The 23,812-nt window shown below is 39.5% G+C and carries 18 protein-coding genes; 12 read left to right on the top strand and 6 right to left on the bottom strand.

Annotation, left to right across the window (positions count from 1 at the left end; all coding sequences use genetic code 11):
- Positions 1-67 precede the first annotated feature (67 nt).
- The 7 genes from QUD05_RS18475 (at position 68) to QUD05_RS34440 (ending at position 7,624) form a co-directional block, all read left to right on the top strand.
- Positions 68-445, top strand: a complete 378-nt coding sequence (locus tag QUD05_RS18475) for a DUF1823 family protein (protein WP_289797354.1) — start codon at positions 68-70, stop codon at positions 443-445.
- A gap of 354 nt (positions 446-799) precedes the next feature.
- Positions 800-2,458 (top strand): alpha-amylase family glycosyl hydrolase, encoded by a 1,659-nt coding sequence (locus QUD05_RS18470; RefSeq protein ID WP_289797353.1) that lies wholly within the window; start codon positions 800-802, stop codon positions 2,456-2,458.
- A 199-nt stretch (positions 2,459-2,657) separates the two neighbouring features.
- Positions 2,658-3,716 carry a 3-deoxy-7-phosphoheptulonate synthase gene (locus QUD05_RS18465; RefSeq protein ID WP_289797352.1) on the top strand — a complete coding sequence of 353 codons (1,059 nt, stop codon included), beginning with the start codon at positions 2,658-2,660 and terminating at the stop codon, positions 3,714-3,716.
- 560 nt (positions 3,717-4,276) lie between these two features.
- Positions 4,277-6,496, top strand: a complete 2,220-nt coding sequence (locus QUD05_RS18460) for a lytic transglycosylase domain-containing protein (protein ID WP_289797351.1) — start codon at positions 4,277-4,279, stop codon at positions 6,494-6,496.
- Between the two features lie 435 nt (positions 6,497-6,931).
- A complete protein-coding gene (locus QUD05_RS34450; protein WP_502911393.1) occupies positions 6,932-7,291 on the top strand; it encodes an IS1 family transposase in 360 nt (119 codons plus the stop codon).
- Positions 7,288-7,479: a hypothetical protein gene (locus QUD05_RS34445; RefSeq protein ID WP_502911392.1), complete on the top strand. Its 192-nt coding sequence runs from the start codon at positions 7,288-7,290 to the stop codon at positions 7,477-7,479. The genes QUD05_RS34450 and QUD05_RS34445 overlap by 4 nt, the downstream gene beginning before the upstream one ends.
- Complete coding sequence (locus QUD05_RS34440; protein ID WP_502911391.1) at positions 7,466-7,624, top strand: IS1 family transposase; 159 nt, start codon at positions 7,466-7,468, stop codon at positions 7,622-7,624. The genes QUD05_RS34445 and QUD05_RS34440 overlap by 14 nt, the downstream gene beginning before the upstream one ends.
- A 65-nt stretch (positions 7,625-7,689) precedes the next feature.
- Here QUD05_RS34440 and QUD05_RS34435 read toward each other — a convergent pair whose 3' ends face one another.
- From QUD05_RS34435 to QUD05_RS18430, 5 genes are all read right to left on the bottom strand, one after another.
- A complete protein-coding gene (locus QUD05_RS34435) occupies positions 7,690-8,829 on the bottom strand; it encodes a C1 family peptidase (protein ID WP_502911435.1) in 1,140 nt (379 codons plus the stop codon).
- Between the two features lie 1,421 nt (positions 8,830-10,250).
- Positions 10,251-13,781, bottom strand: a complete 3,531-nt coding sequence (locus QUD05_RS18445; protein ID WP_289797349.1) for a WD40 domain-containing protein — start codon at positions 13,779-13,781, stop codon at positions 10,251-10,253.
- Between the two features lie 29 nt (positions 13,782-13,810).
- A complete protein-coding gene (locus QUD05_RS18440; protein ID WP_289797348.1) occupies positions 13,811-14,044 on the bottom strand; it encodes an AAA-like domain-containing protein in 234 nt (77 codons plus the stop codon).
- Positions 13,983-16,022, bottom strand: a complete 2,040-nt coding sequence (locus tag QUD05_RS18435; protein WP_289797347.1) for an AAA-like domain-containing protein — start codon at positions 16,020-16,022, stop codon at positions 13,983-13,985. Before QUD05_RS18435 ends, QUD05_RS18440 begins: the two co-directional genes overlap by 62 nt.
- A 1-nt stretch (position 16,023) precedes the next feature.
- Positions 16,024-16,344: a CU044_2847 family protein gene (locus tag QUD05_RS18430; protein WP_289797346.1), complete on the bottom strand. Its 321-nt coding sequence runs from the start codon at positions 16,342-16,344 to the stop codon at positions 16,024-16,026.
- 409 nt (positions 16,345-16,753) lie between these two features.
- Between QUD05_RS18430 and QUD05_RS18425 the strand changes: the two genes are divergently transcribed.
- Positions 16,754-18,130, top strand: coding sequence for an MATE family efflux transporter (locus QUD05_RS18425; RefSeq protein WP_289797345.1), 1,377 nt, complete (start codon positions 16,754-16,756; stop codon positions 18,128-18,130).
- A gap of 137 nt (positions 18,131-18,267) precedes the next feature.
- Here QUD05_RS18425 and QUD05_RS18420 read toward each other — a convergent pair whose 3' ends face one another.
- Complete coding sequence (locus QUD05_RS18420) at positions 18,268-20,643, bottom strand: transglycosylase domain-containing protein (protein WP_289797344.1); 2,376 nt, start codon at positions 20,641-20,643, stop codon at positions 18,268-18,270.
- 253 nt (positions 20,644-20,896) lie between these two features.
- On the opposite strand from QUD05_RS18420, the gene folK reads away from it, so the two are divergent.
- The 4 genes from folK (at position 20,897) to QUD05_RS18400 (ending at position 23,570) form a co-directional block, all read left to right on the top strand.
- Positions 20,897-21,412: a 2-amino-4-hydroxy-6-hydroxymethyldihydropteridine diphosphokinase gene (gene folK / locus QUD05_RS18415; RefSeq protein ID WP_289797343.1), complete on the top strand. Its 516-nt coding sequence runs from the start codon at positions 20,897-20,899 to the stop codon at positions 21,410-21,412.
- A gap of 68 nt (positions 21,413-21,480) precedes the next feature.
- A complete protein-coding gene (locus QUD05_RS18410) occupies positions 21,481-22,029 on the top strand; it encodes an NUDIX hydrolase (protein WP_289797342.1) in 549 nt (182 codons plus the stop codon).
- A 7-nt stretch (positions 22,030-22,036) separates the two neighbouring features.
- Positions 22,037-22,882 (top strand): ADP-ribosylglycohydrolase family protein, encoded by an 846-nt coding sequence (locus tag QUD05_RS18405; protein ID WP_289797341.1) that lies wholly within the window; start codon positions 22,037-22,039, stop codon positions 22,880-22,882.
- Between the two features lie 136 nt (positions 22,883-23,018).
- Complete coding sequence (locus tag QUD05_RS18400; protein ID WP_289797340.1) at positions 23,019-23,570, top strand: hypothetical protein; 552 nt, start codon at positions 23,019-23,021, stop codon at positions 23,568-23,570.
- The last annotated feature ends 242 nt before the right edge of the window (positions 23,571-23,812 follow it).

Genomic DNA, 23,812 nt, shown 5'->3' with positions numbered 1-23,812 from the left:
TAAATACCTGAAAACTGCTGTAATTTGATCAGTAGTTAGTTATTCCACTTGGAATTTTGAATTGTTTATGTCTAACCTGCCACCACTTAATACAGAAACAATTTGGGCGATTCTTGATGATAAACTTGATGATGCCACAGTCAACCAGTTGCTATGGCATTATTTAGGCTATCGCTATGACTCCTCAATTGCACAATGGGATGTTAGCCAAGTTGCACCAGAATGGCATAATGATTACCCACAACCACCAGATTTCATTGAATCTCGCCCCGCAACTGTCAAGCTGACTCGTTCCATTCCTGCTGAAAATAAACAAATGCTAAAAGAAAAGTTGGGTTTCAAAGGTTACAAAATTGGGGAATTTGGACCTCGGCAAACTCGCAGGGCGACAGCGGCAAATTGGTTATTAAGTTATCTACAACAAGCTAATCGCAAAAAAGATTAATTTTGTAGCATATATTTGGTGAGAAACATCCTAATTTTACCAAATATATACTGTGTTTGAACATTATTAAAACTATTGTTTTGTTTAATATTTTTATGTATTTGTATGCGGTAGCTTAAAAAATATTAGTTTTATAGACAATCTTTACAAGAGAGTAAATCCGTATTTGAGTCAACTACTAAATACTATAAACAGCCAAAAATCAAAAATACCCAGTTAAGTTTTATCAAGAAAATATAAATTATTCCTGAAGAGAGAAGCACTCACGAACTAATTATTTCTCTAGAGCTATTTGCAAATTCAATTCAGCATCAGAGAATATTTCTATCAACCATTGATATTACAAATACTTCTATGGCAAAGCCAATTGAATTTAATTTATTTGCACCTTACAACAAAGGAGCCGCATTAATTGGTTCTTTTTCTGATTGGCAAGAGATTCCAATGGAAAAAGGTGATGATGGTTATTTTCGTACAAGTGTTGAACTAAAAGACGGCATTTATAAATATAAATTCCGCGTTCAATCAAATTCATGGTTTTTTGAACCAGAACAATGGGTTGATGTTACAGATCCTTGTGCAACTGACATAGATGAACAAAGTGGAAAAGACGATGGTGTTATCCGAGTCAAAGATGGTCAAAAGATTACCGATACTTATGTTTGGCAACATGATGATAAACCTTTACCTGCTGACCACGAATTAGTAATTTATGAATTGCACGTTGGTGACTTTTCCGGTGGCGAGGACGATCCTTATGCACGAGGTAAGTACAAACACGTCATTGAAAAGTTAGACTATTTGTGTGAACTGGGAATCAACGCTATTGAGTTGATGCCACTTAAAGAATATCCTGGTGATTATAGTTGGGGTTATAATCCCCGCCACTTCTTTGCAACAGAATCTAGTTATGGTTCTACTGCTGAGTTAAAAAATTTGATTGATGAGTGTCACGCTAAAGGTATTCGTGTAATTCTTGACGGGATTTATAACCACTCAGAAGCATCTGCTCCTTTAACACAAATTGACCACGATTACTGGTATCATCACGATCCTCGTGACCCTGATAATAACTGGGGGCCTGAGTTTAATTATGAACATTATGATGAAAAATTAGATATTAAGCCAGCCTGGAAATTTATTAGTGAGGTAATCCATTTTTGGATATCAGAATATCATCTTGATGGTATTCGCTATGATGCAGCGCGGCAAATTGCTAACTACGATTTCATGCACTGGATTGTTCAGGAAGCCAAAAAAACTGCTAGCATGAAGCCTTTTTACAACGTTGCCGAACACATTCCTGAAACTACCAGTATTACCAATGTAGATGGGCCAATGGATGGTTGCTGGCATGACAGTTTTTATCACTGCATTCTCGAACACATTTGCGGTGATACATTTGATTTGGAGCGTCTCAAAGATGTCATTGACTGCAAGCGCCAAGGCTTTTTGGGTGCTACCAATGTAGTAAATTATCTCACCAACCACGACCATAATCATGTCATGGTTGAACTGGGGAACCGTGAGATTTTTGACGAAGAAGCATTTCGGCGGGTCAAATTAGGAGTAGCCATCCTAATGACTGCTGTTGGTGTGCCTTTGATTTGGATGGGAGAAGAATTTGGTGAGTATAAACCTAAACAACCTGAATCATCCAAAATCGATTGGACGCTGTTAGGTAACGATCTAAATCGTGGTTTATTTGAATCATACAAAGGCTTAACTAACCTGCGTAAAAGCAATCATGCTCTCTACACAGAAAATATCGATTTTATCCACGAAAATCCTGAAGCAAAAGTATTAGCTTATACTCGTTGGAATGATGAAGGTTCTCGTGTAGTTGTAATAGCAAATTTCTCAGGAGATTTTCTAGCTGGCTATCATGTTCCTAACTTTCCTAGCGCTGGTACATGGCATGAGTGGACAGGTAATTATGATGTCGAATCTGGTGATGATGGGATCATCACAGACTTGGGACCATATGAAGCAAAAGTGTTTGTATGGCAGTAATTATATACACTACCACTGAATCAGTAGTCTAATAGCAAAGAAAAGGGGAAAAGATATTTCCCCTTTTCAGTTATTATTTTAGTTCACCTACAGTTTAATTAGAAATTTGTCAATTAAAAAATAAGCTATTTTAAAATTTCATGGGTTTGTGTTACACTTCTGAGTTGAAGTGCGTATATAAAATTGTCAGAGCATCCCCATGCACAACAAATTACTTAATAGTAATATCGACAACGCTAACATTGAGAACGATCGCATTTTATTAACCCCCAATGAAGTCAAGTCAAAATTACCTTTAACACAATTAGCTGAACAAAGAGTTTTAGCATATAGACAGGAAATAAAAGATATCCTGGATTTTAAGGATCGCAGGAAATTTATAGTAGTTGGCCCATGCTCAATCCACGACCCAAAAGCAGCGCTCGAATATTCTGAGAGATTGAAAATATTGTCCGAGCGAGTCAAGGATAACTTGCTATTAATTATGCGAGTGTATTTTGAAAAACCCAGAACAACTGTAGGCTGGAAAGGTTTAATTAACGATCCAGATATGGATGATTCTTTCCATGTAGAGAAAGGTTTATTAATTGCACGGGAGCTACTATTAACAATTACAGAGTTGGGATTACCTGCTGGCACAGAAGCATTAGATCCAATCATCCCTCAATACATCAGTGAACTGATTACATGGTCTGCCATCGGCGCACGCACTACTGAATCACAAACTCACCGCGAAATGGCCAGTGGGCTTTCGATGCCTGTGGGTTTTAAAAACGGTACTGATGGCAATATTCAAGTAGCCTTGAATGCCCTACAATCTGCTGGAAATCCGCATAATTTTCTGGGAATTAATCAAAACGGACAGGTCAGTGTCTTTCAAACTAAAGGTAATGGCTATGGTCACGTAATTTTAAGGGGTGGTAGTCAACCCAACTTCGATCCAGCAAATGTCAAACTGGTAGAAGAGAAATTAAAACAGGCAAATTTACCACCGAGAATTGTAATCGACTGTAGCCACGGCAATACTAATAAAGATTATAAATTACAAGGTGCTGTCTTAGAAAATATTATTCAGCAAATAGTGGATGGTAATACATCAATTGTTGGCATGATGCTGGAATCGCATTTGTATGAAGGTAGTCAACCAATTACTGGTAAACAAGAAGAATTAAAATATGGTGTTTCTGTAACTGATAAATGTATTAGCTGGGAAGAAACTGAAAAAATTATTTTGGCTGCTCACGAAAAACTTAAATGAGAATTCAGAATTCAGAATTCAGAATTCAGAATGTAATGAATAGGGAGGGGATTTAAAAAAACCCCGCTTCCATTCCTCTGACTGTTTCGGCTACAGTGTACACACACGAAAAACCTGTTCCACATTAGCAAAAAAATTTGTAGGTTGGGTTTCGTTCCTCAACCCAACCTACATTTGATGCATCATTTTAAGCTTGCCACGCCATTACAAAACTAAGTTGTCAGGAAAAACGCCCAAATAGTGGCGGTAAATTTTATCTATCGAGAGAAGAGTTTTAGATTTGTAGCGTCAGCTTCTTGCAGGGTACGAGAGTTAGTGGCCCCAAATCAGTAGGAGGCGAATCCCCAGTAGAAGAGCTATCTCTTAGGATCTTTAAGATATACCTAAGATAGATGTAATAGTATCTAATATGTGCTATCTACTCAATACTACCAACTATAGGATTGAAAATTAGTATTTTTCTACATAAAATTAAAAATCTAAAATTAAAAATTGGTAACACTGATGGTTAGGAGTGTTAGAGTTTCAAGAAATTCACCGAAACTTTTCAGCGGGTATTCATGCTGAAGAAACTACAGAAAAAGCAAATTTCGATAATTGCGGGTGCAGCACTGTTTGCCTTTTTGACTGGGGCAATGGTATCAGCACCTGAGATTGGCAAGTCTCTGGGGAAATGGCTCAAACTGAGTCAGAATCAAGCAGAGCAAACATCGGACGGTAGTGTTGCCCAATCAGCCGTCTTCCCGCTGATATCGCAATCGCTGCCAGAACGGGCGGCAAAACTAGCAGCGATCGCTGCCGAATCGCGATCGCCTGATCGGAATCGCGCTCGTTATCTTTTGGCGAGTGATTATATTGAAAGAACCCAAGGGCAAAAAGCTCTGGTTTTACTCCAAGGACTAGAGAAAGACTATCCCATCCTTGCGCCTTACATTTTGCTCAAACAAGCCCAGGCAGAGGATATGCTGGGCGAGGACGGCAAAGCCTCGGATCTCAGGCAAAGGGTGCTGAAACAGTATCCCAAAGAAGCGGCCAGTGTGAAAGCGTTATATCTGATTGCTCAACCAAAGCAACAAGAAACAGCGATCGCTCAATTTCCTTCCAATCCTCTAACTTGGGAAATTATCCGCAAACGCTTGCAAGAAAATCCCAATCAGCCACAATTACAATTGATTTTGGCTAAGTATGCCTACGATCAACCAGGCATAGTGGGCGTTTTGGATCAGTTAGTAAAACAAAATACTCTCAAACCTGAAGACTGGGAACTTATTGGTACTAGCTATTGGGAAAATAGTCAATTTCTGAAAGCGGCGAATGCTTATGCCAAAGCACCCAAAACATCGCGCAACCTTTACCGTACTGCACGCGGGTTACAGGTGGGAGGCAAAGATAAAGAAAAAGCCATCGCTACCTATAAACAATTAGTGCAGCAATTTCCCAATAGTGAGGAAACTGGGACGGCACTACTGCGGTTAGCAGAAACCGCAAAAACACCTAAAGACGGCTTACCATATCTTGACCAGGTAATTAGTAAATTTCCCAAACAAGCTGGTACTGCGCTGGCACAAAAAGCCAAAACTCTCCAAACTCTTAAGGATCAAAAATCAGCTAGCGCGGCGTGGCAATTACTCATAGGTAAATACGGTAACTCTAATGAAGCAGCAGAGTACCGTTGGAAAATCGCCCAAGATAAAGCCAATGCCAAAGATTACGTTGGTGCTTGGCAATGGGCAGAACCAATTGTCACTAATAACCCCAATAGCATTTTGGCTCCAAGAGCAGGCTTTTGGGTAGGTAAATGGGCGGCTGCACTGGGGAAACAGCAAGAATCTAAAACTGCTTATGAATATGTGGTTAGCCAGTTTCCCTACTCTTACTATGCATGGCGAGCCGCGACAATGTTGGGGCTAAATGTCGGCAATTTTGACAACGTGCGCGTCATGAACCCAGAAGTAATCGCACCCCGGCGTCCAGTACCGCCTGCTGGTTCTGATACTTTCAAAGAATTGTATCTGCTAGGTCAAGACCGCGATGCCTGGTTACAATGGCAAACAGAATTTCAGAACAAAATTCAGCCAACGGTAGCAGAGCAATTTACTGAAGGGTTGATGCGGCAGGCTAGAGGAGAAAATCTCATCGGAATTGACAAAATTTCTAAATTAGAAGACCGGGAAATACCAGGCGAACTTGCCCAATATCAGACTCTAAGTAAACAAATCACCTATTGGCAAGCGCGTTATCCATTTCCCTATCAGCGAGAGATTGAAAAGTGGTCTACTGAGCGTCAACTCAATCCTCTGCTAGTAACTGCTTTGATGCGTCAAGAGTCACGGTTTGAACCAAAAATTAAGTCTGTTGCTGATGCTACTGGTTTAATGCAGGTGTTGCCGAGTACAGCTAAATGGATTGCGCCCCAAATCAAAGTGGATTTCAAAACAATAAGTCTAGAAAATCCCAATGATAACATCATGATGGGTACATGGTATTTGGATCATACCCATGAGCAATATAACAATAACTCCTTGCTGGCGATCGCTAGTTACAATGCTGGCCCCGGCAATGTCTCCAAATGGTTGCAAACTCTAACGACAAAAGATCCAGATGAGTTTGTTGAACAAATTCCCTTTGATGAAACTAAAAACTATGTGCGGCAAGTATTTGGCAACTACTGGAATTATCTAAGGCTTTACAACCCGGAGATTTCTGGCATAGTGACAAAGTACTCGACCACACACCCACAACTACTGAGCGCAATAATCTTAGAAAGTTATGAGTTGTGAGTGTTGAGTTAAAGCAATTTTTTAATTCAAAGTTCACAACTCATAGTGATATCTGTTTAGCTATTACTAATTCTGACGCTAGCTCCGACACTCGATTACTCAAAGAGGCTGCGCTATTGCAACGCATCGCATAAGGCACTTATTCTCAAGTGGTAGCGCAATTTGTTTTTGCTCACTTTTGACTGGAGTTTAGACTAAATTCTATTTTTCAGGCTACAGCCCTTGTGTAACAAGCATTTTAAACTTGGGAATCTAAAACTTGCCTATAAATTAGGAAAGCCTTTCTGGATAAGGGTTTGGTGGTTTGGTAAGCAAAATTAGTCTAAACTCCAATGACAAAGAATCTGCCGTTTTGTCTAAATAATTCATCGCTCTACAGCATTGATTAAAATCTATGGCGTTGCATAATGGCGGTATGAATTGAGGTAAAACTGGATGGAATGTCCGCGTTGTGGGTCGTCTCATATCCGTAAGAACGGAAATAAAAGAGGTAAACAGAATCACATTTGCTGTAATTGCGATCGCCAATTTATTGATCGGTACGAACCACCTCAAGGATACAGTGATGAAGTGAAACGGGAATGCCTGAAAATGTACGTTAATGGTATGGGATTTCGTGGCATTGAACGGGTCAAAGGTGTGCATCACACGACATTGATTACTTGGGTAAAACTTGTAGGAGAACTGCTACCTGATGTTTATGATCCAGAGACAATTCCAGAAGTTGGCGAACTCGATGAACTAGAAACGTTCGTCGGCTCAAAAAAAACAAAGTTTGGCTTTGGACAGCAGTGAACCACTTCACACAAGGTATTTTAGCGTGGGTTTTGGGCGACCATAGCGCCGAAACTTTTCGACCGTTATGGGATATTGTAGGTACTTGGCAGTGCTATTTCTATGTCACGGATGGATGGTTGGTCTATCCAGGCTTTATTCCAGAGGGCGACTCAGATTGTGAGCAAGACTTACATGACACGAGTTGAGGGGGAAAACACCCGGTTGCGCCACTATCTCGCTCGATTGCATCGAAAAACGCTATGTTATTCCAAATCAGCACAAATGCTGAAATACTCGATTCGATTGCTACTTCACTATCTCAAGTTTTGGGATGTTCCAGTTTCAGTATGATTCATACCGCCATTATGCAACGCCAAATCTATGTTAGGCGATCCCAACCATTAAATTATCAACATTTATGTACCTGTACTACCTGGTACTCCTTCACCACCTGTACCTGAAAAACCAAAATTATTCTCGTTAAACCATTCTGACTTGAGCAACGACCACCAAGCAGAGGTTAATCCAGCTAATACATAATCGTAAGGAAGCCACCCGTAACCTTCTACACCCCATTCAGTTCCCCAAGAATTCCTAACTAAAAATGCACCTTTTGAATATTGCTGACTATTAGCACATTTAACAAACTGAAAATCATCATAACCAACTGCTACAAGTGTATGTCCGCCAACAATCTTATCTTCTTGATAATTTGGAAACGGAATGTGACCTTTTTCGTTTGAGCTTTTGTAGATAGAGCTATAAAGCGTAAGTCCAAAAATACAAGGGAAACCTGCGGACAGAACTGCTTTTATTTGAAATAAAAGCGTTTCTGGAGTAATACCTGCATAATCTAAAAGAAAATACTTGAGCGTTTTGTAATTCTGAGCATAAGCATAGCAGTATGGTAGTGGTTCTTCATCTACTTGATTTTCATCATAAGGCCAATAATCTTCTGGTGGAACTCCGAATAAAGCTAATGCTTTCATCGTCTCTCTGATTGACGAACCTACATCTCCTTTAACTTTCATTTTGTTACGTGCAGCTTTGTAGAGAAACATAGGAGACGGTTCAATTTTATCTTTAGAGTTTTTGTTGGCAAAGTACTCTAATAATGAAACAGCCGCAAATGCAGTACACGATTTTAAAGAACCTTGGTCTTTCACTGAAGAAAACCAATAACTCAAATCGACTACGCTAGGAAGTTGAAAAAATGGTTTTTTATCTTTATCTGTGTCTTCTTGCGGCTCTTCTAAATATTTAATAGTTTTATTGCTGAATATGGGAATATATAAATTTAAAGATAGGAATAGTTCTTCTTGTTGCTGAGTAAAGCTAACAAAAGAATTACTATTGACACCCTTAGTACTTTCCTCTGTTACAATTTCAAACAGTTCTTGCTTATCAAAAGGATTGTAACGAGGTGGCACTGTAACATCTGATTCCAATAACAGCAACTTCTTTTTCAATTTCTTTAACAGCCTCTTGTGTATACTCAAATTTATNNNAATATTTTTTGATAAAGAAACATAGGACAAAAGAATTAATAAATTCATTGTAAATTCTTTCTTGTTTATTTGTCTTTCTTGATTTTCTTGCTCAAGCGATTGAATCTCATAGTAAAGTGTATACAAAATTTTACGAATTGAGTATTTAACTAATTCATTATTGGAGTATCCAAGCTTTGGCTTCTGCTGTTCATTAAAATTTTCTGGTTTTTGTTTAATAAGATTTTCAAGGTTATCAATCCCTTGCTCTATTAATTCTTCAATAGTCTGGTGTCTGAGTTGAGCTAGTGGATAAATACTTCTAAGAGCTATTGAAATCAAAGGATCAAACAAGGGAGAATTTTTAAAAAATTCTAAATTAGATTTAATGTCAGATTTATTTTTATTAACAGCGTTAGTAGATTGAGCTGGTTTAGTTAAGCCTTCTTCTAAAATTCTTAATAAACAATTACTATTTTTAATACTAGTATCTGTATTTATTTCTGCTAAAACTTTTTGAAAAAAGTCTGAGTTTACTTTAATACTATTCAGGAAATCTTCTTCAAGAAAATTTTTAGTTTTTATTTCTTGTGAAATTTGTTTACTTACTTTTAAACATAAGTTATAGATAATTTGATTTAAAGCCTTATCTGGTATCAGTGAAGTAACTGAAAAATATCTAATTCTTTTTAATGGCTTCCTTTTAGAATTATCATCTTTACATTTATTATTTGCATCAACTAATTTACTTTTTTTAGGGTTTAACAAGTATTCATTTAACTGAAGAAAAGTCTCAAGCCCAACAATTCCATCTTGCTTAATATCTGTTAAACATTGAAAAAATTCAATAATTTCTTTTGTACGAAAATCATAAGTTTCATCATTCATCCACTGAATTACATCCAATGGATTTTCAAGGTCTAAACTCTTATCAGTATCATAATTAGACTTTGAATTTATTTTTTTAGGGATGTTTAAATATTTAGTTAACAATAAAACACCAAGATATTTTTTTAGTTGAATAACTTGTCTCGATAAAATACTGTCATATTTAACTTTATTAATACTAAATTGACCAGTTTTTTCATTGTCTTCCAAAAAACCTGGATATCGCAAAAGTTTATGAACTCTTACCTTTTTAAATATAACATTGCCTAAGATTTTATTTTTTAGTTCATTAATGTTACTTTTTTGGAGATTTTCTCCATCTTCATTTAATAATTGAAGTACTTCTCCGATAATATTTTCTATCCAACCTGTTGTCTCTTCTACTTTCAAGCGTTGCTGATTTTTCAGATCCTCATCATCTAAATTATAGTCGCGTAAATCTGGATAATCAGGCACCCAACCTAAGCCTTTACTCTTCCAATCATAGCTTTTATTAAGATTTTCAGGTTGATTTAGCATAAATGTATTCCTAAGATAAATCTAACTTTACTATTAGCTAATTTGATTAGATGTAGACTAATTTTTTGCATTTATTCTTTATTTTATTTGCACACATTTTTTAAATCATCTCGCTCGTCATGAGTTTTTAGATAATCACTCAACCAATTACATCCATGCTCTATGTATTTGTCGAAATTCATATCTTGTACATCCCACACCAAAATTTTTTTATCAGAACTGGCGGAAGCAAGCTTTTTACTGTCAGGTGTAAATTTAACAGAGTTTACGCTACCCTTGTGACCTGTAAGAGTTGTAATCAATTTCCCATCCATAGTCCATATTTTTACAGTACGGTCATCGCTACCACTAGCAATCATTTGACCGTTGCGGCTAACATCCAATCCCCAAACCCCAGCCGTATGACTTTTCAAAGATTTGATAACACCACTATTTGGATTCAATAACTTTACAGTATTATCTTCGCTAGAAGTAATAATTGTGCTTCCAGTCGAACTGTATATAACTTTATAAATAGTTGTATTTAAAGTTGATTTATTAAGAAGTGATTCATCTACATTCCAGGTATATAGTGGACTTCCATTACGCTTCCAAAATTGAATTATTCTATCTCGCCCAGCTGCGGCAATGGTCTCACCATTTCGACTAAAGTTAACACTGAAAAACTGTGTATTACCTGGCAAACTTTTCAAAGGTTTTCCTTCTCTATTCCAAAGTTTCACAGTTCTGTCAAGACTAGCAGAAGCAATAATTTCTCCATTAGGGCTAAAGCTAATACTATTAACAGAGTCTTTATGTCCTCTAAGTGTTGGATTTAGTTCTTGTCCTAGTAAATTGAATCTCCTAACAGTCGTATCTGGGCTACTACTAGCAATGGTATTACCATCTGGACTAAAAGTAACGCTAGCGATACCCAATTTCTGAGCTTTAATAGTTTTTAGTGGTTCTCCTTGGAAATTCCATAGGTTTATAACTCCATCTCCGCTACCAGTCGCAATAATATCTTTCTTGGGATTAATATCAATGCTGTAAATGGCATCATGTTCATTCAAAGTTATTCGCAAAGGATTTATACGCCAAAGCCTAACTGTTTTGTCATCACCACCAGATGCTAAAATATGTCCTTGAGGGTGGAAACTAATACCATTAACGGGACCTCTATGCCCTTCAAAAGTGTCTAGCACTTGGTAATTACGGCTACTCCATAATTTCACAGTTCCATCATCACTAGAAGTGGCAATAGTTTTACCATCGGGGCTGAAGGCAACATTTTTCACTGGTTTTGTATGCCCTTGCAGTTGAGCTAGCTGAGTTTTCTTGTTTACATCCCAAATAATAGCTGTATTATCACTACTGGTAGAAACGATAGTTTGACCATTAGGGCTAAAACTTACATTTAAAACTGATATTCCTTTATGACCATTTAATGTATCAATTAAATTACCTTGGATGTCCCAAAGTTTAACTGTACCATCAGGGCTAGCGGAGGCAATCTTTTGACCATCAGGACTGAAGCTAACATTCCGGACTTCTTTTTTATGCCCATTTGTATCGTCCTTTAAAGTTTTCCAAAGACTACCATCTAGCTTCCAAAGCTTGATTGTTGTGTCGCCACCTGTTGTAGCAATTATCTGACCATCTTGACTAAAGTTAACGCTCCAGAGAATATCTTCATTTTTATTGGAAGTGACAACAGTATGTTTAAAAGTTGAAATATACTTACCTTCACTATCCCAAATGTCTACAATTCCGTCTCGGCTAGCAGTAGCAATCCTCCGATCATTAGGACTAAAGCTGACATCAACAACATGACTTTTATAGGTTTTTAATGTCAAAGGTTCTTTCTCACCTAACTTCCAAAGCTTCGCAGTATCATCATAGCTAGCTGTCACAAAGCTTTTACCATTTGGATTAAACTTAACACGTCTAATTAGGTCTTGATGTTTTTCTAGACGGTTACTTTCTCTAACGTCATAAACTGCATTGCTCACTATCTCCATCACTTCCATCTGAAGTTGAGGGTTATTTTTAACAAAGATAGAATCTTGGAGCAGTCTTGCTGCTTTTAAGGCATCTATTAATCCATCAAATAAATATCGATTTGTAGTAAATTTAATCTTAGAGGAAGTTGTGAGTGCTTGTATCTGTCCTATCTTAGCTTCTCTCCATTGAAAACCAGCAAATATAGCCATTATTGCAACAACAGCAGACGCGATCGCTAATCGAGTTCTCTGCGTTTGAGCTTTAATTCCAGCTTTATATTCTTCGACTTTTGCTGCTGCCAGTTTTTCTTGAAGATCGCGTTGTTGTTGCTCTTGGCTAGCAGTTAAAAAATCATAATCTTGATTGCTCAAACTTTTGCCTTCTCTCCAATTTAAAGCATCTTCTAATGCTTTACCTCGCAAAAGCCGCGATTCATCTTGACAATTAGAATCCAACCAAGCCTGAAAAGCTTCAGAGTATGGGCGCTGTTTAGCTAATTGTTCCTTTACCCATTCTTGATTAAAAATAGACTGATAAATGCGATTATAAATTTTAAAATTACTGTCGTGTTTTACTACTAATCCAGATAATCTTAATTCTATTTGCTCATCACTATCATTACCAGACAATTCTCCTTTATTTAAAATTTCTTGAACCAACCCTAGCAACATATTTGCTTGAGTTTGATTACGCATAATCCGGTCACGTACTGTACGTAAATGTTCTGGTTCATCTTGAAATTCCCAATTATTAATGATTTTGTAATTTATGATCTTTTCTACCCACTCATGAATATTGATTTTGTTTATTAATGAGCTTGAAATATTTAATGAATTAGCTAAATTGTTCACTAGAAGTTGGCATACTTTTTGAGTGAGAAATGGTTGCCCACCTGTCCAATCTAAAATTTCTTTTAATACCAACTGTGGATTATCTATCTTGTTTACAAATCCATATCCTAGTGGTTTTGCTTCTTCTAAAGTAAAGCCATTTAATTCAACTGCTTTACCAATATTAAAAGGCGTGAGCTTTTTATCTTCTATTAAATCTGAAGGTGTTGCTACTCCCAAGAGGGTAAACGTAATACGTCTGTATTGTGGTTGATCAGCACGTTGGTTATAACAGTTGCGGATAAAAGCAAAAAAATCATCAGTTCCAACGATGTTTTTCAGATTGAGAACACAATCAATTTCATCTATAAAAATGACAATAGGTTGAGCAATTTCTACCAGCAGTATCTCTTCGATAAAATCGCTTAACCTCTGCACTGGGGAAAGATGATCGTTGTTGCGCCACCAACTCCGCAAATTAAACTTTTCCGACAGATCAAAGCTCCTAACAAAAATGCGGACAATTCCGGCGTACCATTGATCTGCTGTTACTTGTTGGTTGCCAATTTTAGTTAAGTCAATTACTGCACAGGCAATACCTTCAGCTTTTAGTCGTTGCATTACTTGGACTCGCAAGCTAGACTTACCCATTTGCCGCGAGTTCAGCACATAGCAAAACTCCCCTGCTTTCAAGCCATCATAGAGGTCTTGATCTGCTTGCCGCACTACATAAGTGGGAGCATTACTTGGTAAATTGCCTCCAACTTGATATTCATAAGCGGGGTTTTGTTCTGCGTTCATCAATGAAATGTAGATGTATGAGATTTCGATTACAGAGAAGCCGCGCGATCGCGGAAATATTGCCGATATAAATTAAATCTAGGTATTACATAATTATTTTCCAGATCGACCAAACCCATACTTTTTAATTTAAAGGCTTCTATTGGCTCCAGCTGTATTGGTGTGTTTTTTGCAACAATTTGTTTCATTGCCCTTGCTAACTCAGGATGTTGTTTTAGATTCCACCAATGTCGGTGCAAATGGTCGCCAAAAGCGCCCGGCATCTGTAGGAGCAACTTGTAATAACTGCTCCAGTGCGATCTCTTGGCGCGCAATGCGATAGAGTGCTACTCGCACCAAATAAGGATGACCTCCCACCATATTCATCAATTGTTCAATTTCTGAAGACCTCCAATTTAGCCCATGCCTACGTGCCAAATCTTGGGCTTGTTCAGCATTAAACTCTGGCAACTCAATCGAAAGTCCCACGTTGAATGGTGATTGATTGATATTCATTGGGATATAAACTTCTGTTGAATGCACCACTACCAATCGCAATTTCTTCCAGATATCCCGATTTTTTGCATCTTCATGCCAAGCACGCAGGAGTCCAAAAAAGTCCGCGGCAATTTCAGGGTGTTGATATACTAAATCGACTTCATCCAAACCCAATGCTAGGGGTCGATCGATTTCTGCTAGAAGATACTCCTCAAAATAAGCTGTACAGTTATCTTTGCTACCAAAAATCTCGTCCCAGTAATCCGCTAATCGATTTGGTATTCTTAGTTTCCGAGTAACGCTAGCACAGAACCAGCGTAAAAATTTATCTAAGTTTGGGAACACTTTACTATCTGCTAATTGAAAACTCAAAGATACGGCTAGAGAGTTTTGTTGTGAAGCTTGATGAAGAATCCGTGCCATTAAGGAAGTTTTACCCATCTGTCGAGGCGCTTTAATCCGAATCAGAGAACCAGGCTTTAAAATAGCCTCGTAACAGTGTTCTTCAATAGGAGGGCGTTCTATATAAAAAGCAGAAGCCATATCTACCTGACCCTCTGGCAACTCTGGTTCTGCTACTGGCAAAGGAGGTTCTTCCAAATTTTCTACCGCAACTGCTGTTGTCAACTCATCCTCTGTATAGTTAGCCTCATAATCTTCGGCTAGAATTGTCAAAATTTCTTGCGAAATCTTGACTGTATCAGCAGATGATTTCCACTCTCGTTGTTGAATTCTTTGCAAATAACCCCGTAAATCATAATTTAATGGCGAATCCAAAGGAAAGTTCACACGGATAGGTAAAATTATAGGTTTATTTTCGGGATTTAAATCTTGCAACTGCTTGGCACGCCTGACTTCTTCTGTGACCATTTCACTAGTTGCAGATTTAGGAGATAAGAGCAGCAGAAAGTAATCAGACTGTTCCAATTCTCTATCTATGCGTTCAGGCCAGTTTTCGCCTAACCGTATACTCTCCCCCGCCATAAATGCTTCATGCCCAGCCGCTTTTATTGCTTCATAAAACTGCTGGGCTAACGTTAAATCTGGATCTTGGCTGCGATAGCTAATAAAAACTCTAGCACTGTCATTGGCTCGTTTCACTTTTGGCTGTTGCTGCATTTTTTCTAAAGAAAGAGCTTGCTCAACCAAGTCTGACCATGCTGTAATCAGCACTTGTGTGGGAATAATAAACGCTGCTTTAGCTGCTGTTCGCTCCATTTCCGCCGCTACTGCTATGCCTGCTACACCCTGTAACTGCTCATCCCATATCGGCGCACCACTGAAACCAGGCTCTAATGCATAACCTTGTTGTTTGACATCCTCCAGTTGTACCCAACCATTTGCAAGTCCAGCCCTGATTTGTCCAGTAGCCCAAACCCCATTGGGTTGGTTTTTTGGAAAACCCAAAACTCGGAAAGAATGCCCCCATAATTCCTCTGATGCTACCAATCGTGCTGGATGAGCCGCACCAGGAAGAGAGCTTTCTAACTCCAGCCCCGCAATATCTTCCGCAAACTCATTAGGGTTAACAGGCCGCCAGAATACTACCCTGGCGCTCAAAAACTCTTTAGCTGCCAATAAAGGAAAATCCAAACGGACTTCTGCATTGATTATTTCGGCAGTGTTTCTAGCAATTCCTAAAGCATCTGCTACCACATGGGCACATGTAAGGATATATTTTTGGGAAACTAAAAAGCCAGCACCAACAACTTTGCCACTGTTTGAGTAAATCCTGACGACTGATAACTCCAGGGGTGTGGCCATCTTATGGCTCCCGTTTCCACTTCAAAGTCACTTCATAATTAACTTCGCCATTGCCAGAAGCGATAACTGCCCCAAGTTCTGCACTCATTTTGATGCCAAACTTGATTTCGACTTCGTCGGCAGGCTGATTAAGACTATTTACTTTAGTCATAATGAGATTTGCTATGGGCTTAACTTGTTCCAGAGCAGACTCAAAAGTTTTTTGAGCTTTTTGAATAATCTCATCTCGCAGACCAATACGATCATCAGTTAGCCCAGGCTCATCTACTTCTACAAGAATTGAGTCTCCGTTTTCGAGAGGAAATTCGACGATACGCTTCACAAGTTAATCTTCTACCCCATTTTTCAGAGAATAAAGTTATTTTACCTGTTAGCCACGAATAAACTTTATATGGGAGCAACGCGATTTTGTGAGAGTGGACAAAAAACGAGTGATTGCGCTCTCGCGCACTGCCCTTTGGGCAATCCTTAAAAACTAACTTCAGTACATTAGTAAAAGATATACATTGAAAAGAGTCTTACTACTTGCTGTTTACCAGAGCAGTATTAGTTTAGTTGGCGTAGAAGCTGGCGAAGCTGTCACCAAGTGCAAACTAAACAGTTTAGTTTAGAAACAGAGTATAACTATAGACATTTCTCTTTGAGTCAGGCGATCGCTAATAGCTTGAGTTGATTACACCTGTGGCGTTAATATATCTTAATGTATTCAGTATTGCTTTTTTAGCGCCCCAATGGAGTTAACTTCAAAAGAATTTAAGTCAGAACTGATATTAGAAGTCCAAGCCTGCCTGCAATTAGCAGTTCCTTTGGTAATTACTCAAATATTAGAAGCGGGCATTCCTTTATTAGATGGGGTGATGATGGGCTTACTTAACAGCCAAGCTTTAGCTGCGGGTGCTTTAGGTGCTGTTACCTTTTCTACCCTAGCTTCCGTTTGTCGTTCTGTTCTTTCAGCCGCGGGTGTAAGTGTCGCTAATGCTTTTGGTGCAGGAAAAATAGATCAAGTTAGTCGTGCTACTGGTCAAGGAATTTGGTTAGCCGTGACGATGTGCTTGCCTGTGATGTTTATCATTTGGCACTTTGACTATATCCTGCTGCTAACTGGTCAAGAAGAAAGCAATGTATTATTAGCTCAAACCTATTTGCGGTCTATTGTTTGGGGTTTTCCGGCTGCACTCGGTTTTTGTATCTTAAAAGAAGTTAGCTCTGCCCTCAATCGCCCCCAATTCTTAACAGTAATTACGGTCGCTGGACTATTATTAAATGCGGTTGCTAATTACGTGCTAATGTTCGGTAAATTTGGTTTACCAGCCCTTGGTTTAGCCGGTATCGGTTGGGCAAGCGCACTCATTTTTTGGCTAAATTTTATTGCCGCCGTTAATTGGATTTGCTTTGATAACTACTTTAAAAAATACCAACTTAATAGCGCTTTAGATAAATTTGATCGGAAGATGTTTATAGATATCTTCCAAACTGGGTGGTTTTTGGGGTTACAGTATGGAGCAGAAATTGGAGTATTTACTGCCACTGCTTTACTGATGGGTTGGTTTGGAACAGAGACGTTAGCAGCACATGAAATTACCGTCGAGACAGAAAGTTTTGTGGAAACGGTATCTATAGGTATTTCCTATGCCGTCACAATGAGAGTAGGACAGTTGAGGGGACAAAACGATCTCAAGGGTGCAAGCACAGCGGGATTAGTCTGCATTGCGCTTGTTACTCCTTTTGTAAGTATTGTGGCACTAATTTTTTGGCTGTTTCCCAACTATATTGTGGCAATGTATTTGGACACCAGTAATCTAGATAATATCGAGATAGTTAAAACGGCAACTTCTTTTCTGGCTGCGGGGGCAATAGTCCAAATATTTTATTCTATTCAGACTATTGCTGCTGGTGCTTTAATCGGGTTGAAAGACACCAAAGTGCCAGTGTTAATTACTATGTTCGCTTACTGGGTAGTAGGTCTAGGTGGGGGCTATCTGATGGCATTCACTTTCGGCTGGGGTGCTATAGGTTTATGGTTGGGTTTAGTACTAGGGCTACTTACGGGTGCAGTGCTTTTAACTGGGCGTTTTTATCTTTTGACTTCTGAGATTGAGTCTGGTTGACTAAAAAGGACTTGAGGACAAGGAGAAAGGCTTGTTATAAGTTCTGACTGAAGTCACCTTGTCCCCTTGTTTCCCCTGCTCCCTGCCCCCTACCAAGTCAAGTCGTGCATAGTCTCAACAATGCCCACTTCTCATTACTAGTTAGAAGGTCTAAGTCTATCCCGCCAAGATGGTTGTGATGATGAAGAACCAGAAGAACCAGAACTATTTGCGGGAGGCAACTCTCGCCGACTTCTTCGAGGTGGGGGTGAATCAGATTCTACTCTTCTAGAACGTCGCCGTGGAGTAGATGATTCTGAGGAAGAGTTACTAGAACTTGATTCGCTGCGATCGCGTCTTCTCCGTCTTGGGGTATAATTGCTCGATTGCTGTTCTTCTTGAGAATAGCTTCTCCTTCTTCTACGTCTTCGAGATGAACCACTCTCATCAGAATTTCTCGCACTTTCACCTTCTGAGTCATCATTTTTAGAGGCAATAGAACGATTCAGCATTTGTTTGGGCTTGATAGACTGGGCTTTGATAGTGCCTTTGCGACCATCTAACTTGGGTCGTTTGGGAAACTTTTCTACAGGCATCCCCTCTACCGCTTTTTCCATAAATTCGCGCCAAGTGTAAGCGGCACTACTACTACTGCCATAAGTGGGGCGGTTGTCATCGTTACCTAGCCATACCCCTGTCACCATCTGAGGAATGTAGCCAATAAACCATAAATCGCGGGCTTCGTCGGAGGTGCCGGCTTTGCCTGCAACTTGTCTATTAGCTAATTGGGCAGCACCACCAGTTCCCGCTTGAACGACGTTGCGTAGCATCCAAGTCATGATGGCGGCACTGTCAGCGTCAAGGGCGCGTTTTGATTTGAAATTAGCTGACCAGATGACTTTGCCTTGGCGGTTGAGGATGCGGGTAATACCATGAGGTTCTGCGTGCAATCCCTGAGTCGCAAAACTGCCATAAGCGCTCGTCAACTCTAGCAGATTGACTTCATTTGAACCAAGAGCCAAGGAGTAGGTGGGCTTGAGTTCAGATTTTATCCCCATATCATGGGCTAGTTTAATCGTTGGTGTAAAACCCACATCAATCAACACCTTGACCGCAACAATATTAACAGAGCGGGTGAGGGCTTCTCGGATGTTCATTGAACCCCGGAAGTTTTCACTATAGTTTTTCGGTTCATAGCCGTCTACGACAAGGGGCGCATCCTCGTAGCTATCGTAGGGGCTTTTGCCAGTAGCGATCGCAGTGGCATATACAAACCCTTTAAATGTCGATCCTGGCTGCCGTTGTGCCTGGGTAACTCGATTAAACTGATTTTTACCAAAGTCTTTTCCCCCAACCATTGCCTTAATTTCACCGTTGCGGGGGTCTATGGCCACCATTGCTGCTTGCTTAAAGTTTTCCCAGCGTCCTTGATTTCGCAATGTTTTGGCAACTGCCTCTTCTGCCACCTTCTGCCAACTTGGGTTCAGGGTAGTTTCTACTACTAAACCCCCACTTTTTAGCACATTAGGAGAAACATACTTGGACAATTCTTTTTGGATGTAGCTGGTAAAGTAGGGTGATTCTACTTGGACTCGCTTGGGTAAACTGCTTTTGAGGGCTAATGGCTCCTGAACGGCTGCTTGCCTTTGCTCTGGTGTAATTATTTTGTCTTCTTGCATCCGTAGCAATACCAAGTTCCGCCGCCGTTTTGCCGCTTCGGGATTTTTGTCTGGGGCGTATAAGCTAGGAGCAGGAGCTAATCCAGCGATCGTTGCCATTTCCGCGAGAGAAAGTTGATCTGGCGACTTACTAAAGTATACCCAGGCGGCATCTGCCACACCATAAGCTCCAGATCCCAAATAAACCAGATTTAGGTAACGCTCTAAAATCTGATCTTTGGTTAATTCTTGCTCCATTTTTTGGGCTAGGCGGACTTCCTTAAGTTTGCGCCAGATTGTCTGCTCTTGTTTTAAAAACAGAATCCGCGTTAGCTGTTGGGTGATGGTGCTACCACCTTCTACCACACCTTGCGATCGCAAATTATTCAAACCCGCTCTGACAATCCCTTGCACATCGACTCCGTTGTGTTGCCTAAATCTTCTATCTTCTGAAGCGATGAAAGCTTTTTTTAAATTATCTGGTATTTGTTCTAGCTGTAGCTGTTCTCTGGTCGCTTCACCTTGTTGTTGTAATATTGTGCCATCAGCAGCTTTAATGGTCAGCGTTTGCTCTCGAAACACAGCATTCAACTCGGACTGATCTGGCAAAGTCCGATCTATTAAACTAATACCGTAGATCAAAGCAACTATCCCACCACCAACACCTAAACCTGCCCAAAACCAGAAGCGGCGATAGAGTGGTTTAGCGTCAGTTGCCCGATTGACCCTCATCTTAGATGGTAAAATTTTCATTTTGCTCAGTAACTGCCTCGTCTGCGCCAGATGTGCTGGTGGTAAGCTCTCATTCGTTCCTCCTTGTCCAGAGTCACTCAATTTAGTTGGTCTTCGCTTGAACCAGGAGGTAAGCTTCCCCACGTCAGTTCCTCGCTCAAAGTAGTAAGCAATTATATAACCACCATCAATCAACTTTGGGGTTATAGCACTACCATTGTGTTAGTATAATATCCTATCAATAATTAACTAAATTCACTATAAAATAATGTTTTTTAAATTTGGTTAATTTAGTTTTGTAAAAAATGCGGCAATTTTGATCACTACTGCGAATATAAAAGCTATTGACAAGTATCCGCAAAGACAGCCCGAAAACGGCTTATTTCAGGAAAGTATAATGTCTACACCGGGCTACGACGAAGCAGAGCTAAGACGAAGCGCCGTTGCTCTTGGTAGTAATATCGGCGATTCCCAAACAATTTTAGAAGCAGCTATAGAGACTTTAGCCCAAACGCCAGGTATTGCTTTAGAAGCCAGATCCCATTGGTATCAAACCAAAGCTGTCAGGCCACCACAACCAGATTACCTCAATGGCTGCGTCACATTAAAGGTAGAAATACTCCCTCAACAGTTATTAGAAATTTTGTTAGGAATTGAACAACAATTTGGGCGTGTGCGTCAGGAACGTTGGGGACCACGAACCCTAGATTTGGATTTGTTATTATATGATGACATTACTTTGGATACACCAAATCTCCAGATTCCCCATCCACGAATGCGGGATCGGGCCTTTGTGTTAGTCCCCTTGGCAGAAATTGCCCCAGATTGGATAGAACCAGTTTCCGGGTGTGTTATTAAAGAGCTGCTGAAAGAGGTAGACTGTTCTGATGTACATTTATGGATGGACAATTAAAATTACCATCCTTAAAAGCAGAAGAACACTGATTTTGCCTCTGTATTCACAGATAATCAGATTTTACTATGCCATTAGGTAGAGAATTACCACAACTGCTAAGACAACGCCTGTTTCATAAAGGACGCAAGTTTGATTTTGAAGTTAATCGCTTGCGTTTGCCGAATAAATCGGAAGGAGAATGGGAATGTATTCGTCACCCTGGCGGTGCGCTAGCTGTGCCAGTGACAGCGGAAGGTAAACTTATACTGGTGCGCCAGTACCGTTTTGCGATTCAGGGACGGATATTAGAATTTCCGGCGGGGACATTGGAAGGAACTGAGCAGCCCTTAGAAACAATACAACGTGAAATTGCCGAAGAAACTGGCTATAGTGCCCAAAAATGGGACAAATTAGGCGAATTTTTCCTAGCTCCTGGCTATTCTGATGAAATTATCTATGCTTTTCTGGCGCGAGATTTAGAAAAGCTGGAGACACCACCACCACAAGATGGAGACGAGGATATCGAAACTGTGTTTATGACTCCTGAAGAATTAGAAAAAGCTATTCTGGAGGGAGAGCGAGTAGATGCTAAATCAGTTTCTAGCTTTTTTCTGGCGCGTCCGTTTTTAGTTTAATCCCCTTATGCTGCTAGAGTTAGCGATTGCAGATGCCTACGGTGCAGGTTTTGAATATGCAGACGAAATGATCGCTAACAACGATTTGAGTCGATACGTTGAGCATCCGCGGTTTCGACTCAATCCTGGCAGCTACACCGACGACACCCAGATGAGTATTGCCATTGCGGAAGTGATTGTCGCTCAAGCACCGTGGACACCAGAAGTTTTAGCCGATAGTTTTGTTAGAGCTTTCAAACGCGATGAGAGAGAAGGTTATTCTCGAAATTTCTACCATTTTCTGAGAGAAATTCAGGATGGGGAAGAGTTTTTAACCAAAATTAACCCTGATAGTGACAAAAGCGGGGGGGCAATGCGTGCAGCACCCATTGGCATCTATCCCACACCAGAAAAAGTGATTGAGGCAGCAACAATTCAAGCGGCAATTACCCACAATACAACCGATGGGATCAATGCTGCCGTTGCGGCTGCCTTAATGTCGCATTATTTTATCTATCGACTGGGAGCAAAACGCAAATTAGGACGGTTTCTGGAAGGTTATGTATCTGGTGAGTGGAATAAACCGTGGGAAGGTAAAGTCAAGTCTCAAGGCTGGATGAGTGTCAGAGCAGCGATTACTGCGGTGATGCGAAATGACAGCATGAGCGAACTTTTACAAGATTGTATCGCTTTTACTGGGGATGTAGATACAGTAGCGGCGATCGCTTTGGCTGCTGGTTCTTGTAGCGAGGAAATTACTCAAGACATTCCCAATTATCTTGTCGCAGGGTTAGAGAATGGAGCTTACGGTAGAGATTACCTCATCGAACTGGATAAGCAGTTAATGAGTTTGGTGGGTAAAAAGATCGGCTAAATCTAATACATCAGAGTAGCACTAGGTAATCTGATTTTTCTAATTTTGGAGCGAGTTGAGTTCAGATGCTCAAAAGGCTAGATTTTAGTGTTTAATTTTAAGTTAGATAATCGAAAGCATATTTCAAGCCAAATTGATGAATCATACTCTAGCTTCTACTTTAGGAGAACTACAAACAAAAATATATTGGCTACATGATGCTGAAAAATTTGCTGAATTGGCAGAAGCAGCAACTGAAATATATATTAAACTTGGATATGATCAAAAAAAAGCAGAAAATGTTGGCCGTTTAATTAGTGAAGCCTATCAGTTATCTGATGATGCTGATTTATCATACAAGGCTGGAGAAATTGAAAAAGAAATAAAATTTTATAATCAAGTCAAAGATAAATTTATAGAGATTGAGGCTATATTAGGTCTACAAAAAAATATAGCCGAACATCAAACAAAATGGTGGATACATTTTCGCCATAGACAGAAACTTCAAGTTATATATCACCTCTTTTTGCAACATTTCAAACCTTTGGGTTTAAGTTATTTATTTATAGCTATACAACTAACATATTATATGTTAAAGGTAGGCAAAGGTCATAATTTGCGCGATATAAAAATAACTCAAAAAAACGCTACAAAATATTGGATGCAATTATTGAAATGTCATATTACCAAATATCCATATTTAGGATAATTTGGTGTTTTGTAAAATATTTAAAGAAGCAACGCGTAGCATCTCATAGAAAAAGTGATTTGATAAATTAAGCTTTTTAGTGAATTGCGCGTAAATCGTGGTTTGGTTTGTATCGTTCCAGTAGACAACCACCTTTTTAAGGTTTTTACTCATTCCCTACGTAGGGGTTGCTGAAAATTACTGTAATCCTCAAAGACTCAGCTAGTTTTAGTGTCAAATAGCTATTTGTTTAGTATTTAGCC

The organism is Nostoc sp. GT001 (assembly GCF_030382115.1).
Lineage (GTDB): Bacteria > Cyanobacteriota > Cyanobacteriia > Cyanobacteriales > Nostocaceae > Nostoc.
The sequence above is the reverse complement of the archived record's forward strand: the minus strand, read 5'-3'. Positions and strand labels throughout refer to the sequence as shown.

What these genes read in the sequence shown, in the direction of transcription:
- QUD05_RS18465 (WP_289797352.1), top strand. Translation starts at nt 2,658, where the DNA reads ATGCACAACAAATTACTTAATAGTAATATCGACAACGCTAACATTGAG.
- QUD05_RS18445 (WP_289797349.1), bottom strand. Translation starts at nt 13,781, where the DNA reads ATGAACGCAGAACAAAACCCCGCTTATGAATATCAAGTTGGAGGCAAT.
- QUD05_RS34440 (WP_502911391.1), top strand. Translation starts at nt 7,466, where the DNA reads ATGACACGAGTTGAGGGGGAAAACACCCGGTTGCGCCACTATCTCGCT.
- QUD05_RS18475 (WP_289797354.1), top strand. Translation starts at nt 68, where the DNA reads ATGTCTAACCTGCCACCACTTAATACAGAAACAATTTGGGCGATTCTT.
- QUD05_RS18425 (WP_289797345.1), top strand. Translation starts at nt 16,754, where the DNA reads ATGGAGTTAACTTCAAAAGAATTTAAGTCAGAACTGATATTAGAAGTC.
- QUD05_RS18410 (WP_289797342.1), top strand. Translation starts at nt 21,481, where the DNA reads ATGCCATTAGGTAGAGAATTACCACAACTGCTAAGACAACGCCTGTTT.
- QUD05_RS18435 (WP_289797347.1), bottom strand. Translation starts at nt 16,022, where the DNA reads ATGGCCACACCCCTGGAGTTATCAGTCGTCAGGATTTACTCAAACAGT.
- QUD05_RS18470 (WP_289797353.1), top strand. Translation starts at nt 800, where the DNA reads ATGGCAAAGCCAATTGAATTTAATTTATTTGCACCTTACAACAAAGGA.
- QUD05_RS34450 (WP_502911393.1), top strand. Translation starts at nt 6,932, where the DNA reads ATGGAATGTCCGCGTTGTGGGTCGTCTCATATCCGTAAGAACGGAAAT.
- QUD05_RS18460 (WP_289797351.1), top strand. Translation starts at nt 4,277, where the DNA reads ATGCTGAAGAAACTACAGAAAAAGCAAATTTCGATAATTGCGGGTGCA.
- folK (WP_289797343.1), top strand. Translation starts at nt 20,897, where the DNA reads ATGTCTACACCGGGCTACGACGAAGCAGAGCTAAGACGAAGCGCCGTT.
- QUD05_RS18400 (WP_289797340.1), top strand. Translation starts at nt 23,019, where the DNA reads ATGAATCATACTCTAGCTTCTACTTTAGGAGAACTACAAACAAAAATA.
- QUD05_RS18405 (WP_289797341.1), top strand. Translation starts at nt 22,037, where the DNA reads ATGCTGCTAGAGTTAGCGATTGCAGATGCCTACGGTGCAGGTTTTGAA.
- QUD05_RS18440 (WP_289797348.1), bottom strand. Translation starts at nt 14,044, where the DNA reads ATGCCGGGCGCTTTTGGCGACCATTTGCACCGACATTGGTGGAATCTA.